The following is a 16,862-nucleotide window of genomic DNA, read 5'->3' as shown; positions in this document are numbered from 1 at the left end:
ATTAATTCCCCCTTAGTCTGACAGCATTGGCGTGAGCATCCAGCCCTTCCGCCTCTGCCAGTTTGATGATCTCTTTACTGACCGCAGCCAGCGCAGTTTGGGTATAAGCAATGATGCTGGTTTTTTTCATAAAGGTTTCCACGTTTAGAACAGAATAGAAACGGGCTGTGCCGCCGGTAGGCAATACGTGGTTAGGCCCGGCGAAATAGTCTCCCAGCGGTTCTGGTGAGTAAGGTCCCATAAATATGGCGCCGGCATGGCGAACATAAGGCAGCAGTTTGAAAGGTTCGGCCGTCAACAGTTCTAAATGCTCCGGCGCCGAAAGATTGGCGAGTTCCACAGCCTCCAGAATAGTGGGAGTAATAATGATCAGCCCGTTATCTTCAATAGCTTGCGCGGCGATATCCTTGCGCGGCAGTTCAGCCAGTTGGGCTGACACTTCTGTGGCTACTTTACCGGCCAATTCAGCGCTGTTGGTAATCAGGATGCTGGAGGCCAGCACGTCATGTTCGGCCTGACTTAGCATATCGGCAGCCACATAGCGCGGCTCGGCCGTACTGTCGGCAACAATAAGAATCTCGCTGGGGCCGGCCAGCATATCAATATCGGCATGACCGTACACTGCCTTTTTAGCCAGGGTAACAAAGATATTCCCCGGACCGGTTATCTTGTCCACTTTGGGAATGGTTTCGGTTCCGAAAGCCAGTGCGGCTACGGCCTGGGCGCCACCCACCTTGAATATCCTTGTAACACCGGCCAATCTGGCAGCCGCCAGCACATAGGGATTAACCCGTCCTGCCCTGTCGGGCGGAACCACCATAATGATTTCTTGTACCCCAGCCACAGCAGCCGGTACTGCGTTCATAATAACCGACGAAGGATACGCAGCCGTACCGCCGGGCACGTAAATGCCCACCCGGTCCAGCGGCGTGCATTTCTGTCCTAAAATTGCGCCATGCTCGCGTTCAGTAAACCAGGATTTCGGCAGTTGTTCGGCATGAAATCGTCTGACATTTGCCGCCGCTGCCTCAAGCGCCGCCAATACCTCTTGGTCAATTCCTTCCACGGCGCTGTCAATTTCCGCCTGCGTAACTTCCATCGTATCGGCAGTAAAGTCCGCCCCGTCAATAGATTTTGTATATCCCAGCACAGCCTTGTCGCCCTCTTTACGGACATCCTCGACAATACGTTCGACCACCTGCTGGGCGGATAGTTCTTCGCCAAACAAGTCTTTTACTTTTGCGCGCGCGCCGGTGCCCAGCACAACTTTGTCAAAAGCCGGTTTTACCAGTATTTCAGCGATCTCTTCCTTCATTAAGAAATTACTGTAAATTGTCTTCATGCGTTTCCCTCACTCTCCACCAAGGTCTTTAGTCCTTCAACCATCGTATTGATGCGTTCAAACTTCATTTTAAAGCTTACCCGGTTAGCGATAAACCTGGCTGTCGCCGGGTGAATCTGGGCCACTTCCACCAGATTATTTTCTTTAAGAGTACGTCCGGTTTCCACCAGGTCAACAATAATCTCCGCCAAACCGACCATAGGAGCCAGTTCAATCGATCCATTGAGCTTAATAATTTCCATTTGTATACCAATGCTATGGAAAAAGCTTTCCGCAACCCGGGGATATTTTGTAGCCACCCGCATATGGGCATAATCGCTCAGCTTATCCTGTTTAAGCGCCTGCGGCACTGCTACCATCATCCGGCAAAAACCAAATTTTAAATCTAAAAGCTCATAGACATCTTTGTTTTCTTCCAGCAGAACGTCTTTTCCGATAATACCGATATCGGCAGCTCCATATTCAACATAAGTCGGTAAATCAGCCGTCTTGGTTATAATAAACCGGATCTTCGCCGCTTCGTTGGTAATAACCAGTTTCCGTGAGTTTTCACTAAGCCCTTCGGCAGTATAACCAAGTTTAGCCAGCATATTTGCGGAAAGATCGAACAACTTTCCCTTGGGCAGTGCTATTGTGAGATAATCCATATCATTTGAGGTCATGTCATGCCTCCATATTCTTTAGTTAATTAAAGTGTTAATATATTAGTATATTAACACTTTGCAAAAAAACCGTCAATACACTATTACCATTTTTTATTGCCTGTTAATGCAAACTTTGGACAGCAAGTAGGAAAACCCACTGTATATGTAGAAGTAATTGGCAGGATAATAACTTTAAGGAGGAGGTTTACAATGGCTGCACTCAATCTTGTTGTGCTCAACCAGCTTGCTGACCGCCAGAAAGAGGTCATTACGGCGGTTGATCCTAACGTTAATATAATTGTAACCGACGAAAAATCGGCCCTCGAACACATGCCCAGCTGCCATGTTTTAGTAACCTGGGGCTGGTCTGAAACCCGGCATTTATATCAGGCTGCACCTCACCTGGAATGGATTCATGCCTTAAGCGCCGGGGTTGAAAAACTGTTATTTCCTGAAATCCAGGCGGCAGACACTATTTTAACCAATTCCAAAGGCATTCACGGGATTCCGGTCTCAGAACACGTATTAGCCATGATGCTGGCCTTCAGCCGGGGTCTTACCATCAGCCTCCGCCAGCAGGCCTGCGGCCAGTGGAAACGTATGCCGACCGGAGAATTGCATGGCCATACCATTGCCATTGTCGGCCTGGGCTCCATTGGCCGGGAAATTGCTAAAAAAGCCAAAGCCTTAGGGATGACGGTTCTTGCCAGCAAGCAAGAAGCTACCACTGAATTGTTTGTTGACACATTGTATCCGTCCGATGACGACAGCCTGCTCGAAATGCTGTCACATGCCGACTATATTGTTATTGCCCTGCCGCTAACGGAAGAAACGGAAAACAAGATCAGCCTGGCTCATTTTACCGCCATGAAACGTTCAGCTTATTTTTTCAATATTGCCCGGGGCGCAATTGTCAACGAAATTGACCTGATTACAGCGCTGTCAACAAACCTGATTCAGGGCGCCGGTCTGGATGTATTCGCTCACGAGCCGTTGCCTGAAGACAGTCCCCTCTGGTCGATGCCCAATGTCATCATTACCCCCCATGTAGCCGCGTTATCACCGGCTTATCTGGACAGGGCCATTAAACTGTTCGCCGATAATCTTACCCGGTTTATCCAGGGACGGAATATGCTGAATATCGTTGACAAAGTAAAGGGCTATTAAGAATGTTGTGAACTATATATAAAAAGGTGAGGCTGCTAAGAACAGCCTCTTTAATTTAAGCTATCGGCAGTTCTTAAGAGCCTCAGTTCCGGCGGCTCCCCGTCTGCCGGGGCTTCATGATGTCTGGCCACAATGCCGGTTATTTCTGCGGCAACGCCGGCTGCTGAGAGCATTGCCGCTCCGCGGGCGGCATGGTGGTAATAAGTGTGAACGGCGTGCCGGAGATTGGCTATCTTGCCGCCTCGGCCGCTGCGTCCCCATTTTCGCACCCAATCCGGGGCAAATTTGTCCAATATTACTGTGATTATTTTGTCAGCCGTACTGACATCGCCTTTTACCTTGCCCACATCATGCAGCAATGCACACTTAAGTAATAAATCCTGATTGATCCCCCGTTCTTGCGCTGCAAGCTCCAGGGCAGTATAGGCCACGTTGAGAGCATGTCTTTGGTCCGGCAGGTTCATTTGCCAGAAAAGTGCTGCTTCGCCGGGAAGCAAATGCTGTCCGATAAATTGTCTGTCTGCTTCGGTTATCCGGGCCGTAAGCGCGGAAATCACCTGTTTAACCCGTTTACTCAATATAAATCAGCTCTTCATAACCTTGCTCACGGGCAGTTGTCTCAGCGGCCTGTTTCGCTGCCGCGGCTATTGCCAATTCCGCCCGCCGTCCTGCCTTCCGGTACTTGCCGGCAGCTTCAATTGCCTCAGAAAGTTTTCCTTCGGCCCAGGCAATATATAGATCCCGGCCGCGCACACTGACGCCGATCCCCTGCCGCTCCAGCGCCAACAGCACCCGCTCAATGCCCAGCGCGAACCCGGTTGCCGGGTTGGGATCCCCCAGGGAAGCAAGCATATTATCATAGCGTCCGCCGCCGCACAGCGGGAAGCCCAAACCGGGCGTATAGCCCTCAAATACCATGCCGGTGTAATAATCAAAATCGCGAATAATGCCAAGATCAAAATTAACGTAGCTGTCAACGCCGTAGCAGGCCAGCAGCCGCCGGATGTCGGCCAGATTGTCAAGTGCCGTCCGGCTAAGGTCATTGCTCACCAGTTGGTACGCCTTATTGAGCATATCTTCCCGGCCATGTAAGAGGGGAATTTGTTTTAGCAGCTCCTGCGCAGCCGGACTAAGGCCGCTTTGCGACAGAAGTTCGCCAAGGCCAACCAAATCCCGGGAAACCATGGAATATTTGATCTGCTGCTGATACTCCGGGCTTAATCCGCTTTCAGCCATAATCCCGTTGACAAAATCAACCTGCCCTAAGCTAATCTGAAAATTAGTCAGTCCTGCTTCCAGCATGGCCTCCACAGCCAGCGCCACCACTTCAGCATCCGCAACTGGTCCAGGCGCTCCTAAAAATTCAACTCCGGCCTGGTAAAATTCACACTGTCTGCCGGCCTGCGCCTGCTCATGCCTAAATACATTGGTAAGATAAAACAATCTAAGCGGCAGCGGCGTTTCCTTGAGCCTGGTAACCGCCACCCGGGCAATGGGAGTTGTTAAGTCCGGTCTAAGGGCAAGAATGCGGTTATTCTTATCAAAAAATTTAAAGACATTCTCTTGAATACTACTCCCTGTCCCTAATGTCAGAGTTTCCATATATTCAAAAGTCGGTGTAACTACCTCTTCATAACCCCATTGGGAAAAGAGTTCAGCAAGCGCCCCTTCCACGAGACGCTTCTGTTTGGCTTCCCGGGGCAATAAATCTCGTGTGCCATAAGGAATTTGCGGCACATAGTTCTTTTTCATTATTCTACTCCCTTCTTGTCTTCCTCGTCTGCGTCCAGCCGGGCCAGTACTGTCTTATAGCCGTCTGCTCCATAATAGAGGCAGCGCTTTACTCTGCTGATGGTTGCCGTACTGGCGCCGGTTGCCGCCACAATATCATCATAAATGACGCCTGCCTTTAGCAGGCGCGCCACTTCCAGCCGCTGAGCCATTGCTTTTAGTTCGCCAATGGTGCAGACATCCTCAAAAAACTGATAGCATTCTTCTTCATTTTGCAACTCCAAAATAGCCTGAAACAGCTGATCGGAAAGTTTGTCTTTTAACTTGGGATTTACCGGCATGGTACTACGCCTCCCTGTATTTCTTGCTTACTGTATATTTATTCGCTGCTTTACCAGATTTTCCTTCTTTATCTCTTTTTAACTTTATTTAATTAAAACATTTACATACTATACCCATTTTTTTGTTTTTACTACCGGGATTTACTTATAAAAATTCTATTGACAGCGTACATAACACCATGATAATATAATTTTTGTAAATTAAATACTGTTCATCAAGAGTTGGCTGAGGGAATGGCCCGATGACGCCGCGGCAACCATCGCATATGCGAACGGTGCCAATTCCAACAGGATTACTATCCTGGCAGATGAAGAACCGGGCAAATTAGCCTCTTCGCTCTGCCGAAGAGGCTTTTATTTTTTCCCTGAAAGGAGGATATTCTGACAACTTCTCCATCTGCTGCACACAATTCATTTACCTATTTATTTACCAGGAGGAATATTATTATGAAAAAAATCACCGTATTATTACTGACTGCATTACTGGCTCTGGCCACAGTGATTGCCGGTTGCGGCAGTAAAGAAACTCCGGCTCCCGCCGGTCAGGAAAAAAAGACGGTAAAAGTAGGAGCAACCGCCGTTCCTCATGCCGAAATCCTCAATGCTGTTAAACCCATTCTGGAAAAAGAAGGCGTCAATCTTGTTATTGTTGAAATGAGCGACTATGTCCGTCCTAATATTGCCGTTGCCGAAAAAGAACTTGACGCCAACTTCTTTCAGCACATTCCTTACCTGACAAAGTTCAGCGCCGAGCGCAAACTTGACCTGACCTACACTGCCGCCGTACATATTGAGCCTATGGGTATTTACTCCAAAAAAATCAAGAATCTTAACGATGTGCAAAACGGCGCTCAAATCGCCATCCCCAATGACCCGACAAATGGCGGCCGCGCTTTGGCGCTCTTAGCCAAGGCAGGCATTATTAAACTTAAAGAAGGCGTTGGCATTAACGCTACCGTAAAAGATATCGCCGATAATCCCAAAAATGTGAAAATCAGTGAACTTGAAGCTCCCCAATTACCACGCGCGCTCGATGATGTTGCCCTGGCTGTGATCAACACCAATTATGCCCTGGAAGCCAAGCTCGTACCCACCAAAGACGCTCTGTTTATCGAACAGAATGACTCCCCGTACGTTAATATCCTGACAGTTAGAAAAGGTGACGAAAATCGCCCGGAAATTCAAAAGCTGACGAAGGCTCTTACTTCACCGGAAGTGAAGAAGTTCATTACAGAAAAATACCTGGGCGCAGTAGTACCTGCATTCTAATATTAAAAACGGCTTGAACCTTAATAAGGTTCAAGCCGTTTTCCTTCCATCCGGTTAAAAAGTATATCTTTCCTCCCGGTTGAGGGCAAGATCGGCTTACGTTTGGTGAAGGCTCGGCGTAAGCCGTATTTTCTTCATTAATCCTGCCGGGCAACAACACCATAGAGAAAGATATCGGCAATACCGTTCGCCGATGTCTCTATAGATTCACCCTTCTCACCGATAAACCCTTGAAAAACCATCATAACAATCACACTAAACAAACCGTGAGCCGCTTTATGCACGTCACAAATACGGAGAACCCCCTGATCGATGCCCTCCTGCAGGATCTGTTCCAGTATGCTAGTCGTATGCTGAAACCGGGCCCGGTACTTTTCACGCTGCGCTTCAGTAAAATTTGACGGCTCCTCATGCCCCAAACCACGCATTTCGTGCATTAAAACCCGCCACAAATCTGCATTTTCCACATAAAATTCCAAAAATACTTTAATGGCTTTCTTGATTTTACCGAGCGGCGGTTCAACGAGTCCGGCTATATTAATAAGCTCAGCTTCAAAACGCGCGCTGCGTTCTTTGATCAGCGTGTAAAAGAGCTGCTCTTTATTGACAAAGTAATTATATACCGTGCCCTTGCCGGTATCAGCCAAAGCAATAATTTCATCAACCGTGGCGCGATGATAGCCTTTGCGGGAAAAAACAGTATATGCGGCATCAAGTATTTGCTGGCGTTTCATATATATCCTCCTGTTCTACCCTTGCCATGTTAGTTTGGAAATAATAAAAACTACCATGCCAATGGCGACAGCCAGTTTAAAAATCAGTCCCAGAGTCTGGCCAATGACAATGCTTTTAGCTACACGCCCCGCTTTTTCCCGGTTACCGGTAGCTACATACTCGGTCAGGTAACCGGCAGCGAATGATCCGCCAATTGCCCCGCCAATCGAGCCAAGCCCGGGCATAATGCCTGTGCCGATAATGCCGCCGGCAATACCGCCTACGAAAGCGGCCACAATGGCACTGCTGGAGGCCTTTTCTTTTTTCGCGCCCAGTGAGCCGGCTACGAATTCAGCCAGTTCGCCTATAAGCAGCGCGCCGAAAAGCCAAAGCAGCACGGCAGTGCTCATATGCGCAAAGTTTTCCAGATAGCCGTAACCGACTGCCGTAACAAGGATCAGCCAGTTGCCTGGCAGGCCGATGGCTGTCATACCGATACCTAAAACAGCAATAATAATGACCAGAAGATTAATGGCTGTTAAACCTGCATCCACATTAGGACTCCTTCTTGATAATCTTACTCCCGGTTAAAGGCCCGGCGGGCGATATCTTTGCGGTACTGCAGACCGGCAAACTCAATTTCGGGTACGGCCCGGTATACCTTGTCTACGGCGGCGCGAATATCCGCAGCTATCGCCGTAACGCCAAGCACCCGGCCGCCATTGGTAACAACCTGGCCATCCCGGGCTCCGGTACCGGCGTGAAAAACCATAGCTCCGCGGGCTTCAGCAGCATCAAGACCGGTAACAATATCGCCTTTATGATAACTGCCCGGATAACCGCCGGCAGCTAAAACGACACAAACAGCCGCTTCGTTTTTCCAATTGATACTCACGTCAGCCAACTTCTCATCAACACATGCTTCCATAATATCCACCAGGTCACCCTCGAGCAGCGGCAATACAACCTGCGTCTCCGGGTCGCCAAAACGGGCGTTAAATTCTATAACTTTCGGCCCTTGCGCCGTAATCATCAGCCCTGCATACAGACAGCCTTTATATATGATACCTTCCTGACGCAGGCCGTCAATAACCGGCTGCAGCACTTCCCGCGTTACGCGTTCCCGTACAGCCTCAGTCACAACCGGCGCCGGCGCATAAGTTCCCATGCCACCGGTATTAGGCCCCTGATCGTTGTCAAAAATCCGTTTATGATCCTGAGCCGCCACCATCGGCGCCACGGAATAACCATCGGTAAAGGCTAAGAGCGAGGCTTCCTCACCTTCAAGATATTCCTCAATAACTACTAAATTACCTGCATTGCCAAAGGCTTTATCCCGCATCATCATATCTATGGCGCCGACAGCCTCATCAACCGTCATGGCAACGACCACACCTTTGCCGGCCGCCAGTCCGTCGGCTTTAACCACAATAGGCGCTCCCTGCTCTCTGATGTAGGCTATGGCCTTGTCCGCCTCGGTAAAAGCTGCCGAAGCGGCCGTCGGGATATTATATTTATGCATAATTTTCTTGGCAAATGCCTTGGAGCCTTCCAGGGCGGCAGCTTTGCGGGCTGGCCCAAAAACTCTGAGGTTTAAGGCGGCAAAATGATCACCAAGACCATTGGTGAGCGGCAGTTCCGGTCCCACAACGGTTAAACCTATATTATGCTGTAAGGCAAACTGGCCTAAAGCTTCATTATCGTTAACATCAATATTGACACACTCAGCCAATGCGGCAATTCCCGGATTACCCGGCGCGCAATATATTTTCTCTACGCGGGGACTCTGCGCCAGTTTCCAGGCTAAAGCATGTTCACGCCCGCCGCCGCCAATAAGTAAAATTTTCAAAATATCACTGCTCCTTGTCCGGATGTATGGGCAGGGGTGCAAGTAACGCGCCAAAGCTCCACCGCTGGCGCTTAGCCTGCACTTTTACTAACATCCTGCCTGTAAAACATATTGACTGCTGTAGAATTCTAAAACCAGCGTATTGCCATAAGACCAAGATATTCTTTTACCGCCAATTGCGTATTATAAAAGGCGTCTGCTCTGGGCCACAGCATATTCCACTCAAATAAAAAACGGATGTTGGTCTGATAGTCTGTAGGATAAGGTATTACGTTAACGTGAAATTTGGCAAACTGCTGCACAGACCGTTCCATATGAAAAGCGGATGTCACCAGTATTGGCCTGAGAAACCCGCGTTCAGTCAAAATTTGCTGGGTAAATCTGGCATTATCGGCAGTATTGAGGCTTTGCCCCTCAACAATAATCTTGGCGTCATCAACGCCAAGTCCCAGCAGGATATGCCGGCCTATTTCCGCTTCTTTGCCGGAATTGGCAAATACCTGCCCGCCGGATATGATAACCGGAGCGCCGGTCAGGCGCTGCAACTGGGCTGCTGTCAGCAAACGGTTGGCGGCAAACCCCGTTAAATGTCCAAGCCCGTGAACATTGGGGGTATCAGCGGTCGCCCCGCCCCCCAGCATGACGATAACGTCGCCGTTCACCGCTGGCGGCGGTGAATAGCGGCTCTCCAGGGAGCGGATCAACGCATCACCGACAAGCGGTGTGGAGATAAGATAGAGGAGTATTGTAATAACAATCAGCATTCCAGCTCCCTGCCGCCTCCGCCGGTATAACCACACAGCCAAGAGCGCCAGAGTGGCGATAAACAACCCCGGTGGCAATAAAAAGGTAATGTACAAAAACTTTATTAAGACTAGCACTCCATATTACCCCGTTTCTGTCTGTAACGAGTCAAAGCCACCGAAACTTCAGTGCCAGAAAGACTTTTGCCGGCACGCCGGCCTGGCAAAAGTCTTTCTGCACGCCTTATTTCTTCTCAATCTTAGCCCAGGAATCCTTTAGTGACACAATACGGTTGAATACTGGCATATCTGCTCCGGAATCCCGGTCAACAACGAAATATCCGTTCCTCAGGAACTGAAAACGGCTGCCGGGCCGGGAATTTTTAATACTAGGCTCGACCATGCAGTTTTTCAGCACTTCAATGGAATTGACATTTAAAGTATCCACAAAATCCTTAACTTCCTTTTCTTCATCTTCCTGGTCCTGATTATTCAAGAGCAAATAATCATATAAGCGAACCTCAGCCGGCGCCGCATGCGCAGCCGATACCCAGTGCAGAACACCTTTTACCTTGCGGCTGACCGTACCGCTGCCGCTCTTGGTATCAGGGTCGTACGTACAGTGCACTTCCAGGATTTCACCGGTTTCCTCACTTTTCACCACATGCTCGCATTTAACCAGGTAAGCGTTTTTGAGCCGCACTTCCGCTCCCGGTGTCAGACGAAAATATTTCTTCGGCGGGTTTTCCATGAAATCATCCTGCTCAATATACAGTTCCCGGGAGAATGGAATGGTTCTTGAGCCCATATCCGGGTTTTCCGGATTGTTTTCAGTCACAAGCTCTTCCACTTGTCCTGCCGGATAGTTATCAATAATCAGTTTTAGCGGTTTGAGCACGGCCATAACCCTTGGAGCGTTAGTATTAAGGTCTTCACGAATACAATGCTCCAGCAAGGCAACATCTACCGTACTGTTGCTCTTAGCCACACCAATCCGGTCACAAAAATCCCGGATTGACTCCGGCGTATAACCACGCCGTCTTAAACCGGAAATGGTCGGCATCCGCGGGTCATCCCAACCGCTCACATAGCCTTCCTCCACCAGACGGCGCAAATAGCGTTTACTCATAATGGTATTGGTTAGGTTCAGGCGGGCAAATTCAATTTGCTGGCACTGATAAATTCCCAGGTTGGCCAGCGTCCAGTCGTAGAGCGGACGATGGTCTTCGAATTCCAGGGTGCAAATTGAGTGCGTTACGCCTTCAAGCGAGTCGGAAATCGGATGGGCATAATCGTACATAGGGTATATACACCAATTATCTCCGGTCCGATGATGGCGGGTGCGGACGATGCGGTACAGAACCGGATCGCGCATATTCAGGTTAGGCGAAGACATATCAATTTTAGCGCGCAATACCCGGGCTCCTTCGGCAAATTCACCGGCGCGCATTTTTTCAAAAAGTTCCAGATTTTCCTCGACAGACCGGTTCCGGTACGGACTCTCCTTACCTGGCTCGGTGAGCGTGCCGCGATATTGCCGGGTTTCTTCAGCCGAAAGATCACAGACAAAAGCTTTGCCTTTTTTAATAAGCTCAACTGTCAATTCATATATTTTTTCAAAATAGTCGGAGGCGTAGAATTTGCGATCCTCCCAGTCAAAGCCGAGCCATTTAACGTCTTCCTGAATGGAGTCGACATATTCGACATCTTCCTTTGTAGGGTTTGTATCGTCAAAGCGAAGATTGCATTTACCGCCATATTTAAGTGCCAGGCCAAAGTTCAGGCATATCGACTTGGCATGACCAATGTGCAGATAACCATTAGGTTCCGGCGGAAAACGGGTATGCACCCGGTTACCGTACTTTCCGGTTTTAAGGTCCTCATTAATAATGGTTTCAATAAAATTAGCAGGCATAGCAGGATTAGAGTCAGGCTCTTTATCAATATGTTCAACTTCGTTATTCATGGAAATCCCCCTTAAGTATGTCCACTCTTCTCTATATCATTACATTATACAACATTATTGGGCGGTCCAAAAGCGACTAAACTCCACAAATGATAATTTTTTACATATTTATTGATATTTTTCTGTCTAAAGACCGAACTATATATTTAATATTTAAATTATGCAGCATTTTTAGCAATAATATCCAGCATTTTTAAACCTGCGGCAAGCTTTAACAAGTCCTAAGCCTAAGATTACATTCCCATTCTAAGTGAATACCCTTTCGTAAAACAACAAAAATCCCCAACTAGTCAGTCGGGGATTCTATCATTACGTTATTATGTTCTAAATTTCAGAACGGCCTGCTGCAGCTCTGAAGCCATTTGCGCCAGGCTGGCCGAAGCGGCGGCAATCTCCTGGACACTGGCGTTTTGCTCCTGGCTGACCGCCGCTACTTGTTCGGCGCCGGCCGCATTAAGGCGGGCGGCATCGGCAATACCATGCACAGTAGTTTCCACCTGTGTGCTGCGCTGCTGCTGTTCGTCTGCCAAAGTCACAATCCGCATCACTTCGTCATGTACATTTTTTACCGCCGTATAAATTTCTTTAAATGCAGCGCCTGAGTTTTCGACAAGCTGTACACCTGCCGCCACATCCTGGCCGCCCTTATCAATGGCACTTACGGTTTCCACCGTCTCGACCTGAATGTCCTCAATAATGCCGGCAATTTCCCGGGCCGCTGTTTCGGACTGTTCGGCCAGTTTCCTGACCTCGTCGGCGACAACGGCGAAGCCGCGTCCCTGCTCACCGGCCCGCGCAGCTTCAATAGCCGCATTAAGAGCAAGCAGGTTGGTTTGACCGGCAATACCGGTAATGACATCAACGATTTGACCAATCTGACGGGATTTATCACCCAGCGCGTGAATCTTTACCGTCGCCTGACTTACATTATGCTGAATTTCGTTCATCTTGGCCACAGCCATGCCGATCTGTGCGGAGCCGGCTTCAGCAGCCTTTTCGCTTTGCTCGGAGGCAGCGGCTACTGAATGAGCCGCCTTACCGGTATTAGCGATAGCCTGCACCATAGCCTTGATTATTTGAGCGGAATCATCCGCCATGCTCACTTGCTTATTTGCGCCTTCAGCCACACTCTGAATGGTAAGAGCTACTTCTTCGGCCGCTTTTCCCACTTCGCCGGCTGATGCGGCTAATTCCTCAGAAGAAGCAGCGACCGTTTCGGCAGTTGTCGACGTCTTGGCAACAAGGCTGCGAAGCGCTGTTATCATGGAGTTGAATGCGTCCGTAAGTTTTTCAATCTCGGCTACACCATGAACTTCAATCCGGTGGGCCAAGTCGCCGCCAGCCACCTGTTCAGCAGCAAGCACCAGCTTTTCCAGAGGACGGGCAATGCTGCGGGCTACATAAAAGGCACTTATTAAGGCGATAAGAACTGATAATAAAGTGATTATCCCAGTTGCTACCGCGGAATGGACGATTGTCGCCATGACCTCTTTTATTGGCTCATGGACGATAACGCCCCATTTATTTCGCGCAATAGGAGCGTAGGCAGTAAGCGTCTTGTCTCCCCTTGTTGAGATGGCTTCCTCCGAACCGGTCTGGCCGTCAATTACTTTCGCTACGTAAGAATAGTCGGCAAATGACTCTTTCTTAAGCACACGCTCCTTATCAGGATGAGCGATAACATTTCCCTTTTGATCAACAATGTCTACATAGCCGGTTTGACCAATCTTTACCTCATCGACAATACCCCAGATAGCCTTCAGGCTAACGTCGGCGGCTATAACACCGACAATTTGCCCTAAACTGTTTTTAATCGGGACGCCGATGGTAACGCAGGGCGCATTAGTAAACGAGGAAATATATACATCTGTAAAGAAAGTATTTCCCTTAACAGCTTCTTTAAAATAAGGCCTGTCGGCACGGTTGGCCAGATTACCGGAGGTTCTGGCAATTTGCATGCCTGTGGAATCCATAACAAAAATCAGTTCAAAAATTGCGTTCTTTTGCTGGGCAGCCAATATCATTTCCCTGATAGCCGCAGGTTCCATGGTTTTGGCAGTTGGTGAAGCCGCCAGCGTCTCAGTCATCATGCGGGCATCGTCTATCATCCGGGAAATTTCATTGCCAATCTGCTCTGCCGTATTATGATTGGCTAAAATAGTCGCTTCCTTTAACGACTGCGCATTTATGTAGCCTCCGACAATCCCACTGACACAGGCTGGCAAAAACGCGAACAACACCAATAGGACGATCAGTCTAACTTTTAAGCTGTTACCGACAATCAAATCCTAAACCTCCTCAAGTTTTTAACATAAACATTATAATTATAACCTTCGTAATTATTTTCATCAATTGCCGTTTTTTGCATTCCATATAAACTTCCTGTAGGGTTCTGTAGTTTTCCGTAGTTTCTGTCAGGAGCAAAAATAAAAGCTCTACAGATACACTGTAAAAGCTTATTTTTCCTACCGTTAATATGTCTATTTCTACTGTTCCTAAAGCTCAGGAAAGGTCCCCCCGTAATCGGGCCAACTCAGCCTGACTCTCCATATAATACCAACGCACGGATTTTCCCACAATACATTGAATAGCATGAAGTTTTCCATCCATAGCCATTTTTCTCATTTTCTCCAGTGAAAATCCGTTGGCGGAATAATAATTTGCCGAACTAAAGCCTCTACGTTTTAACCAATTTCGATATTGATTCGTTTCGCCAACATCTAGCTGAACCCGCCAAATCGCCATAGTTATCACAGGCCTTTCTTTCCCTTTTGGCCTAATTGTATACCAATCGATAAAGTTCTGTGTTATCGGCATGTAAAGTTGCGGTAAAATATTCAACTCCCTATACTAATTATTTTCGTTGTTATTTTCCGAACCGGGCGCAGGTTGTTTAAGCAGGCCTCTAATAATTTGCTCAAGGTCAACCCCTGAGACATTTTTCAACATTTCAGGTGCGGTTGCCATCAATGAGGTCACATATTTACTAACCCGAACAGCCCCATCACCATCACCGGCATCAACAACTGTAATTTTATCTATAGCCTTAAGCGGCTCGGCTATCTTGCCAGCCAGGTCGGGCAGCATCTTAATAATGATGTCCAGGACTGCCGCTTCACCAAACTTCTCGAATGCTCCTGCTAATTTTTCTTTTGCTTCCGCCTCCGCTAGACCCTTTAATCTAACAACATCGGCTTCAGCAGTACCTTTGGCCCGCTCGGCATCGGCAATGGCCAGACCCGCCAGACGCTGCTGCTCGGCATTGGCTTTGGCTTCAGCCTCAATACGATATTGGAGAGCGTCAGCTTCCCGCATCTGCCGTGCCTTGGCAGCTTCCGCCGCCTGTTCAACCGAATAACGGTCGGCATCGGCCTTTTTCTTCACATCGGCGTCAAATTGCTTTTCTCTGCGCAGGATTTCTTTCTCCTGCACATCAATTTCCCGCTCCTTGCGGACAATCTCAATTTTCATCTGCTCCTGTGTTACCATCTGTTCGGATTTGGCTTTTTGTATATTATAAGCCTGATCCGCTTCGGCTTTGGCCGTATCCTGCTCTCGCTTAAAGGAAGCAATTTTAAGTTCTTTCTCTTTGGTAGCCTCGGCAACGTTGGTATCACGCAACAACTCAGCTTTTTGCCCTTCTTCTTCCGCCTGGGCCTTTCTAATCCGGGAATCTCTTACAGCCTCGGCTTCGGCTATCTCTGCATCCCTTTTTACTGCCGCAATCCGGGGCTTGCCAAGTGCTTCAAGATACCCCTGCTTATCCCTGACATCCTTGATAGTAAAAGACACAATTTGGAGGCCCATTTTTTTTAAGTCTCTGGCAGCCACACCCTGAACCTCCTGGGCAAATTTATCCCGGTTACGATACACTTCTTCTACTGTCATTGTGCCCAGGATAGCCCGCAAATGTCCTTCCAGTACTTCCTGAGCCTCGCCTTTAACAGCGTCTGTGGGTTTACCGATAAACTGCTCAGCAGCGGTTGCTACATCTTCGATCGAACTGCCGACTTTAATAATTGCCACTCCGTCTGCCATTACCGGCACCCCTTGCTCGGTATAAACCTCAGGTGTAGAAACATCCAGTTTATGAGAAAGCAGCGATAAAGTAGCCGCTTGCTGAAAAATTGGCAGGATGAATGCACCGCCACCACGTACAATTTTAATTTTCCGCCCGGAATCGTCAGTAAGAACATCGCCCCCCAGCAAAAATGAGCCGGTAACAATCATGGCTTGGTCTGGCCCTACCGTCTTATAGCGCGCCCAAAAGGCCAAACCGCAAACAATCAAAACACTCACTACCAGTACAGGGATAGTTAAGGCTGCTGTCATTCTGCTCTTCCTCCACTCTGTTTATTATTACGATATACATATAAAACTCCTTCGCGGATTTCTGCCACTACAATTTTTGTACCGGCAGGAAGCTCTATCTTGCTATAACTTGCTGCAGTCTGATTGGTATTGCCTGCACCCACTCTAATCAATACTTCACCAAAACCTCCCGCAGGTATCAGTACTATTACTTCTCCCGTTTTCCCGATAAGGTCTGTTATAAAAAAGCCGGACGAATTTTCACAATGCCTCATCGGCTTAACGTATACAAAATAGACCAGAACAGATAACAGAGCAGCTATACATACAGAAAATATAACTACCGCCGGGTCCGTAAGTTCAGTATACCTCGCCAGCAACAATCCGCTGCCGCCAAAGCCGGTTATTCCTCCGACAATAACCATAGGTTGCAACCACGCCAAATGCTCGAGGGAAAACTCAGTAGAAAGGCTCACTGCATTATGTAAAACATCGCCAAATAATAAGGTTCCCGCTGCAAAGATCACGCCAAAAAGGAAACAACCCCAATATATTTCCAGCATATAACCTTTCCTTTCCGTATAATTCAATAACGGTGCTTGCAAGCCGGGCTAAACCTCTTGATATATGAATTCTTCCATACAAGCAACAATCCTCCCCATAACGGTATAATAATTCCAAAAAACGGTATGATAATTGCCAATGATATGATTTCCAGTATGTAACCGCTACTGACAATAATGCAAATAGCGCCCATGCCAACTGCCAACAGTCATGGGCGCTCA

The 16,862-nt window shown here is 48.2% G+C and carries 15 protein-coding genes and 1 riboswitch; of the genes, 2 read left to right on the top strand and 13 right to left on the bottom strand.

The window, feature by feature from the left end; all coding sequences use genetic code 11:
* Position 1 precedes the first annotated feature (1 nt).
* Together hisD and hisG are read right to left on the bottom strand one after the other, a co-directional pair.
* Positions 2–1,342, bottom strand: coding sequence for a histidinol dehydrogenase (hisD, locus tag SATMO3_RS12190; RefSeq protein ID WP_371381060.1), 1,341 nt, complete (start codon positions 1,340–1,342; stop codon positions 2–4).
* The gene (hisG, locus tag SATMO3_RS12185; RefSeq protein ID WP_371381059.1) at positions 1,339–2,004 is read right to left on the bottom strand and encodes an ATP phosphoribosyltransferase; all 666 of its coding nucleotides are present in this window, start codon (positions 2,002–2,004) and stop codon (positions 1,339–1,341) included. The genes hisD and hisG overlap by 4 nt, the downstream gene beginning before the upstream one ends.
* A 192-nt stretch (positions 2,005–2,196) precedes the next feature.
* Here hisG and SATMO3_RS12180 point away from each other — a divergent pair, with 192 nt between their 5' ends.
* Positions 2,197–3,153, top strand: coding sequence for a D-2-hydroxyacid dehydrogenase (locus tag SATMO3_RS12180; protein ID WP_371381058.1), 957 nt, complete (start codon positions 2,197–2,199; stop codon positions 3,151–3,153).
* 50 nt (positions 3,154–3,203) lie between these two features.
* On the opposite strand, the gene SATMO3_RS12175 is transcribed toward SATMO3_RS12180, so the two are convergent.
* From SATMO3_RS12175 to SATMO3_RS12165, 3 genes are read right to left on the bottom strand one after another with little or no spacing between them, the layout of a single operon-like run.
* A complete protein-coding gene (locus SATMO3_RS12175) occupies positions 3,204–3,731 on the bottom strand; it encodes an HDIG domain-containing metalloprotein (protein WP_371381057.1) in 528 nt (175 codons plus the stop codon).
* Complete coding sequence (gene hisZ / locus SATMO3_RS12170; protein ID WP_371381056.1) at positions 3,724–4,905, bottom strand: ATP phosphoribosyltransferase regulatory subunit; 1,182 nt, start codon at positions 4,903–4,905, stop codon at positions 3,724–3,726. The genes SATMO3_RS12175 and hisZ overlap by 8 nt, the downstream gene beginning before the upstream one ends.
* Positions 4,905–5,225 carry a YerC/YecD family TrpR-related protein gene (locus tag SATMO3_RS12165; protein WP_371381055.1) on the bottom strand — a complete coding sequence of 107 codons (321 nt, stop codon included), beginning with the start codon at positions 5,223–5,225 and terminating at the stop codon, positions 4,905–4,907. Before SATMO3_RS12165 ends, hisZ begins: the two co-directional genes overlap by 1 nt.
* A gap of 209 nt (positions 5,226–5,434) precedes the next feature.
* Positions 5,435–5,540: riboswitch (SAM riboswitch) on the top strand.
* Positions 5,541–5,672: 132 nt separating this feature from the next.
* Here SATMO3_RS12165 and SATMO3_RS12160 point away from each other — a divergent pair.
* Positions 5,673–6,494 carry a MetQ/NlpA family ABC transporter substrate-binding protein gene (locus SATMO3_RS12160; RefSeq protein ID WP_371381054.1) on the top strand — a complete coding sequence of 274 codons (822 nt, stop codon included), beginning with the start codon at positions 5,673–5,675 and terminating at the stop codon, positions 6,492–6,494.
* 137 nt (positions 6,495–6,631) lie between these two features.
* Here the strand turns inward: SATMO3_RS12160 and SATMO3_RS12155 are convergent, their stop codons facing one another.
* The 8 genes from SATMO3_RS12155 to SATMO3_RS12120 form a co-directional block, all read right to left on the bottom strand.
* The gene (locus SATMO3_RS12155; protein WP_371381053.1) at positions 6,632–7,228 is read right to left on the bottom strand and encodes a TetR/AcrR family transcriptional regulator; all 597 of its coding nucleotides are present in this window, start codon (positions 7,226–7,228) and stop codon (positions 6,632–6,634) included.
* A 15-nt stretch (positions 7,229–7,243) separates the two neighbouring features.
* Positions 7,244–7,762, bottom strand: coding sequence for a DUF456 domain-containing protein (locus SATMO3_RS12150; RefSeq protein WP_371381052.1), 519 nt, complete (start codon positions 7,760–7,762; stop codon positions 7,244–7,246).
* A gap of 23 nt (positions 7,763–7,785) precedes the next feature.
* Complete coding sequence (gene purD / locus SATMO3_RS12145) at positions 7,786–9,057, bottom strand: phosphoribosylamine--glycine ligase (protein ID WP_371381051.1); 1,272 nt, start codon at positions 9,055–9,057, stop codon at positions 7,786–7,788.
* A 128-nt stretch (positions 9,058–9,185) separates the two neighbouring features.
* A complete protein-coding gene (locus SATMO3_RS12140; RefSeq protein ID WP_371381050.1) occupies positions 9,186–9,938 on the bottom strand; it encodes a YdcF family protein in 753 nt (250 codons plus the stop codon).
* Positions 9,939–10,044: 106 nt separating this feature from the next.
* Positions 10,045–11,766, bottom strand: a complete 1,722-nt coding sequence (locus SATMO3_RS12135) for a glutamine--tRNA ligase/YqeY domain fusion protein (protein WP_371381049.1) — start codon at positions 11,764–11,766, stop codon at positions 10,045–10,047.
* A 317-nt stretch (positions 11,767–12,083) separates the two neighbouring features.
* A complete protein-coding gene (locus SATMO3_RS12130) occupies positions 12,084–14,051 on the bottom strand; it encodes a methyl-accepting chemotaxis protein (RefSeq protein WP_371381048.1) in 1,968 nt (655 codons plus the stop codon).
* 565 nt (positions 14,052–14,616) lie between these two features.
* On the bottom strand, positions 14,617–16,098 hold the full coding sequence (locus SATMO3_RS12125; protein WP_371381047.1) for a flotillin family protein: 1,482 nt from the start codon (positions 16,096–16,098) through the stop codon (positions 14,617–14,619).
* The gene (locus SATMO3_RS12120) at positions 16,095–16,640 is read right to left on the bottom strand and encodes an NfeD family protein (protein ID WP_371381046.1); all 546 of its coding nucleotides are present in this window, start codon (positions 16,638–16,640) and stop codon (positions 16,095–16,097) included. Before SATMO3_RS12120 ends, SATMO3_RS12125 begins: the two co-directional genes overlap by 4 nt.
* Positions 16,641–16,862 lie beyond the last annotated feature (222 nt).

It is taken from the genome of Sporomusa aerivorans (assembly GCF_041428895.1).
Lineage (GTDB): Bacteria > Bacillota > Negativicutes > Sporomusales > Sporomusaceae > Sporomusa > Sporomusa aerivorans.
The sequence above is the reverse complement of the archived record's forward strand: the minus strand, read 5'-3'. Positions and strand labels throughout refer to the sequence as shown.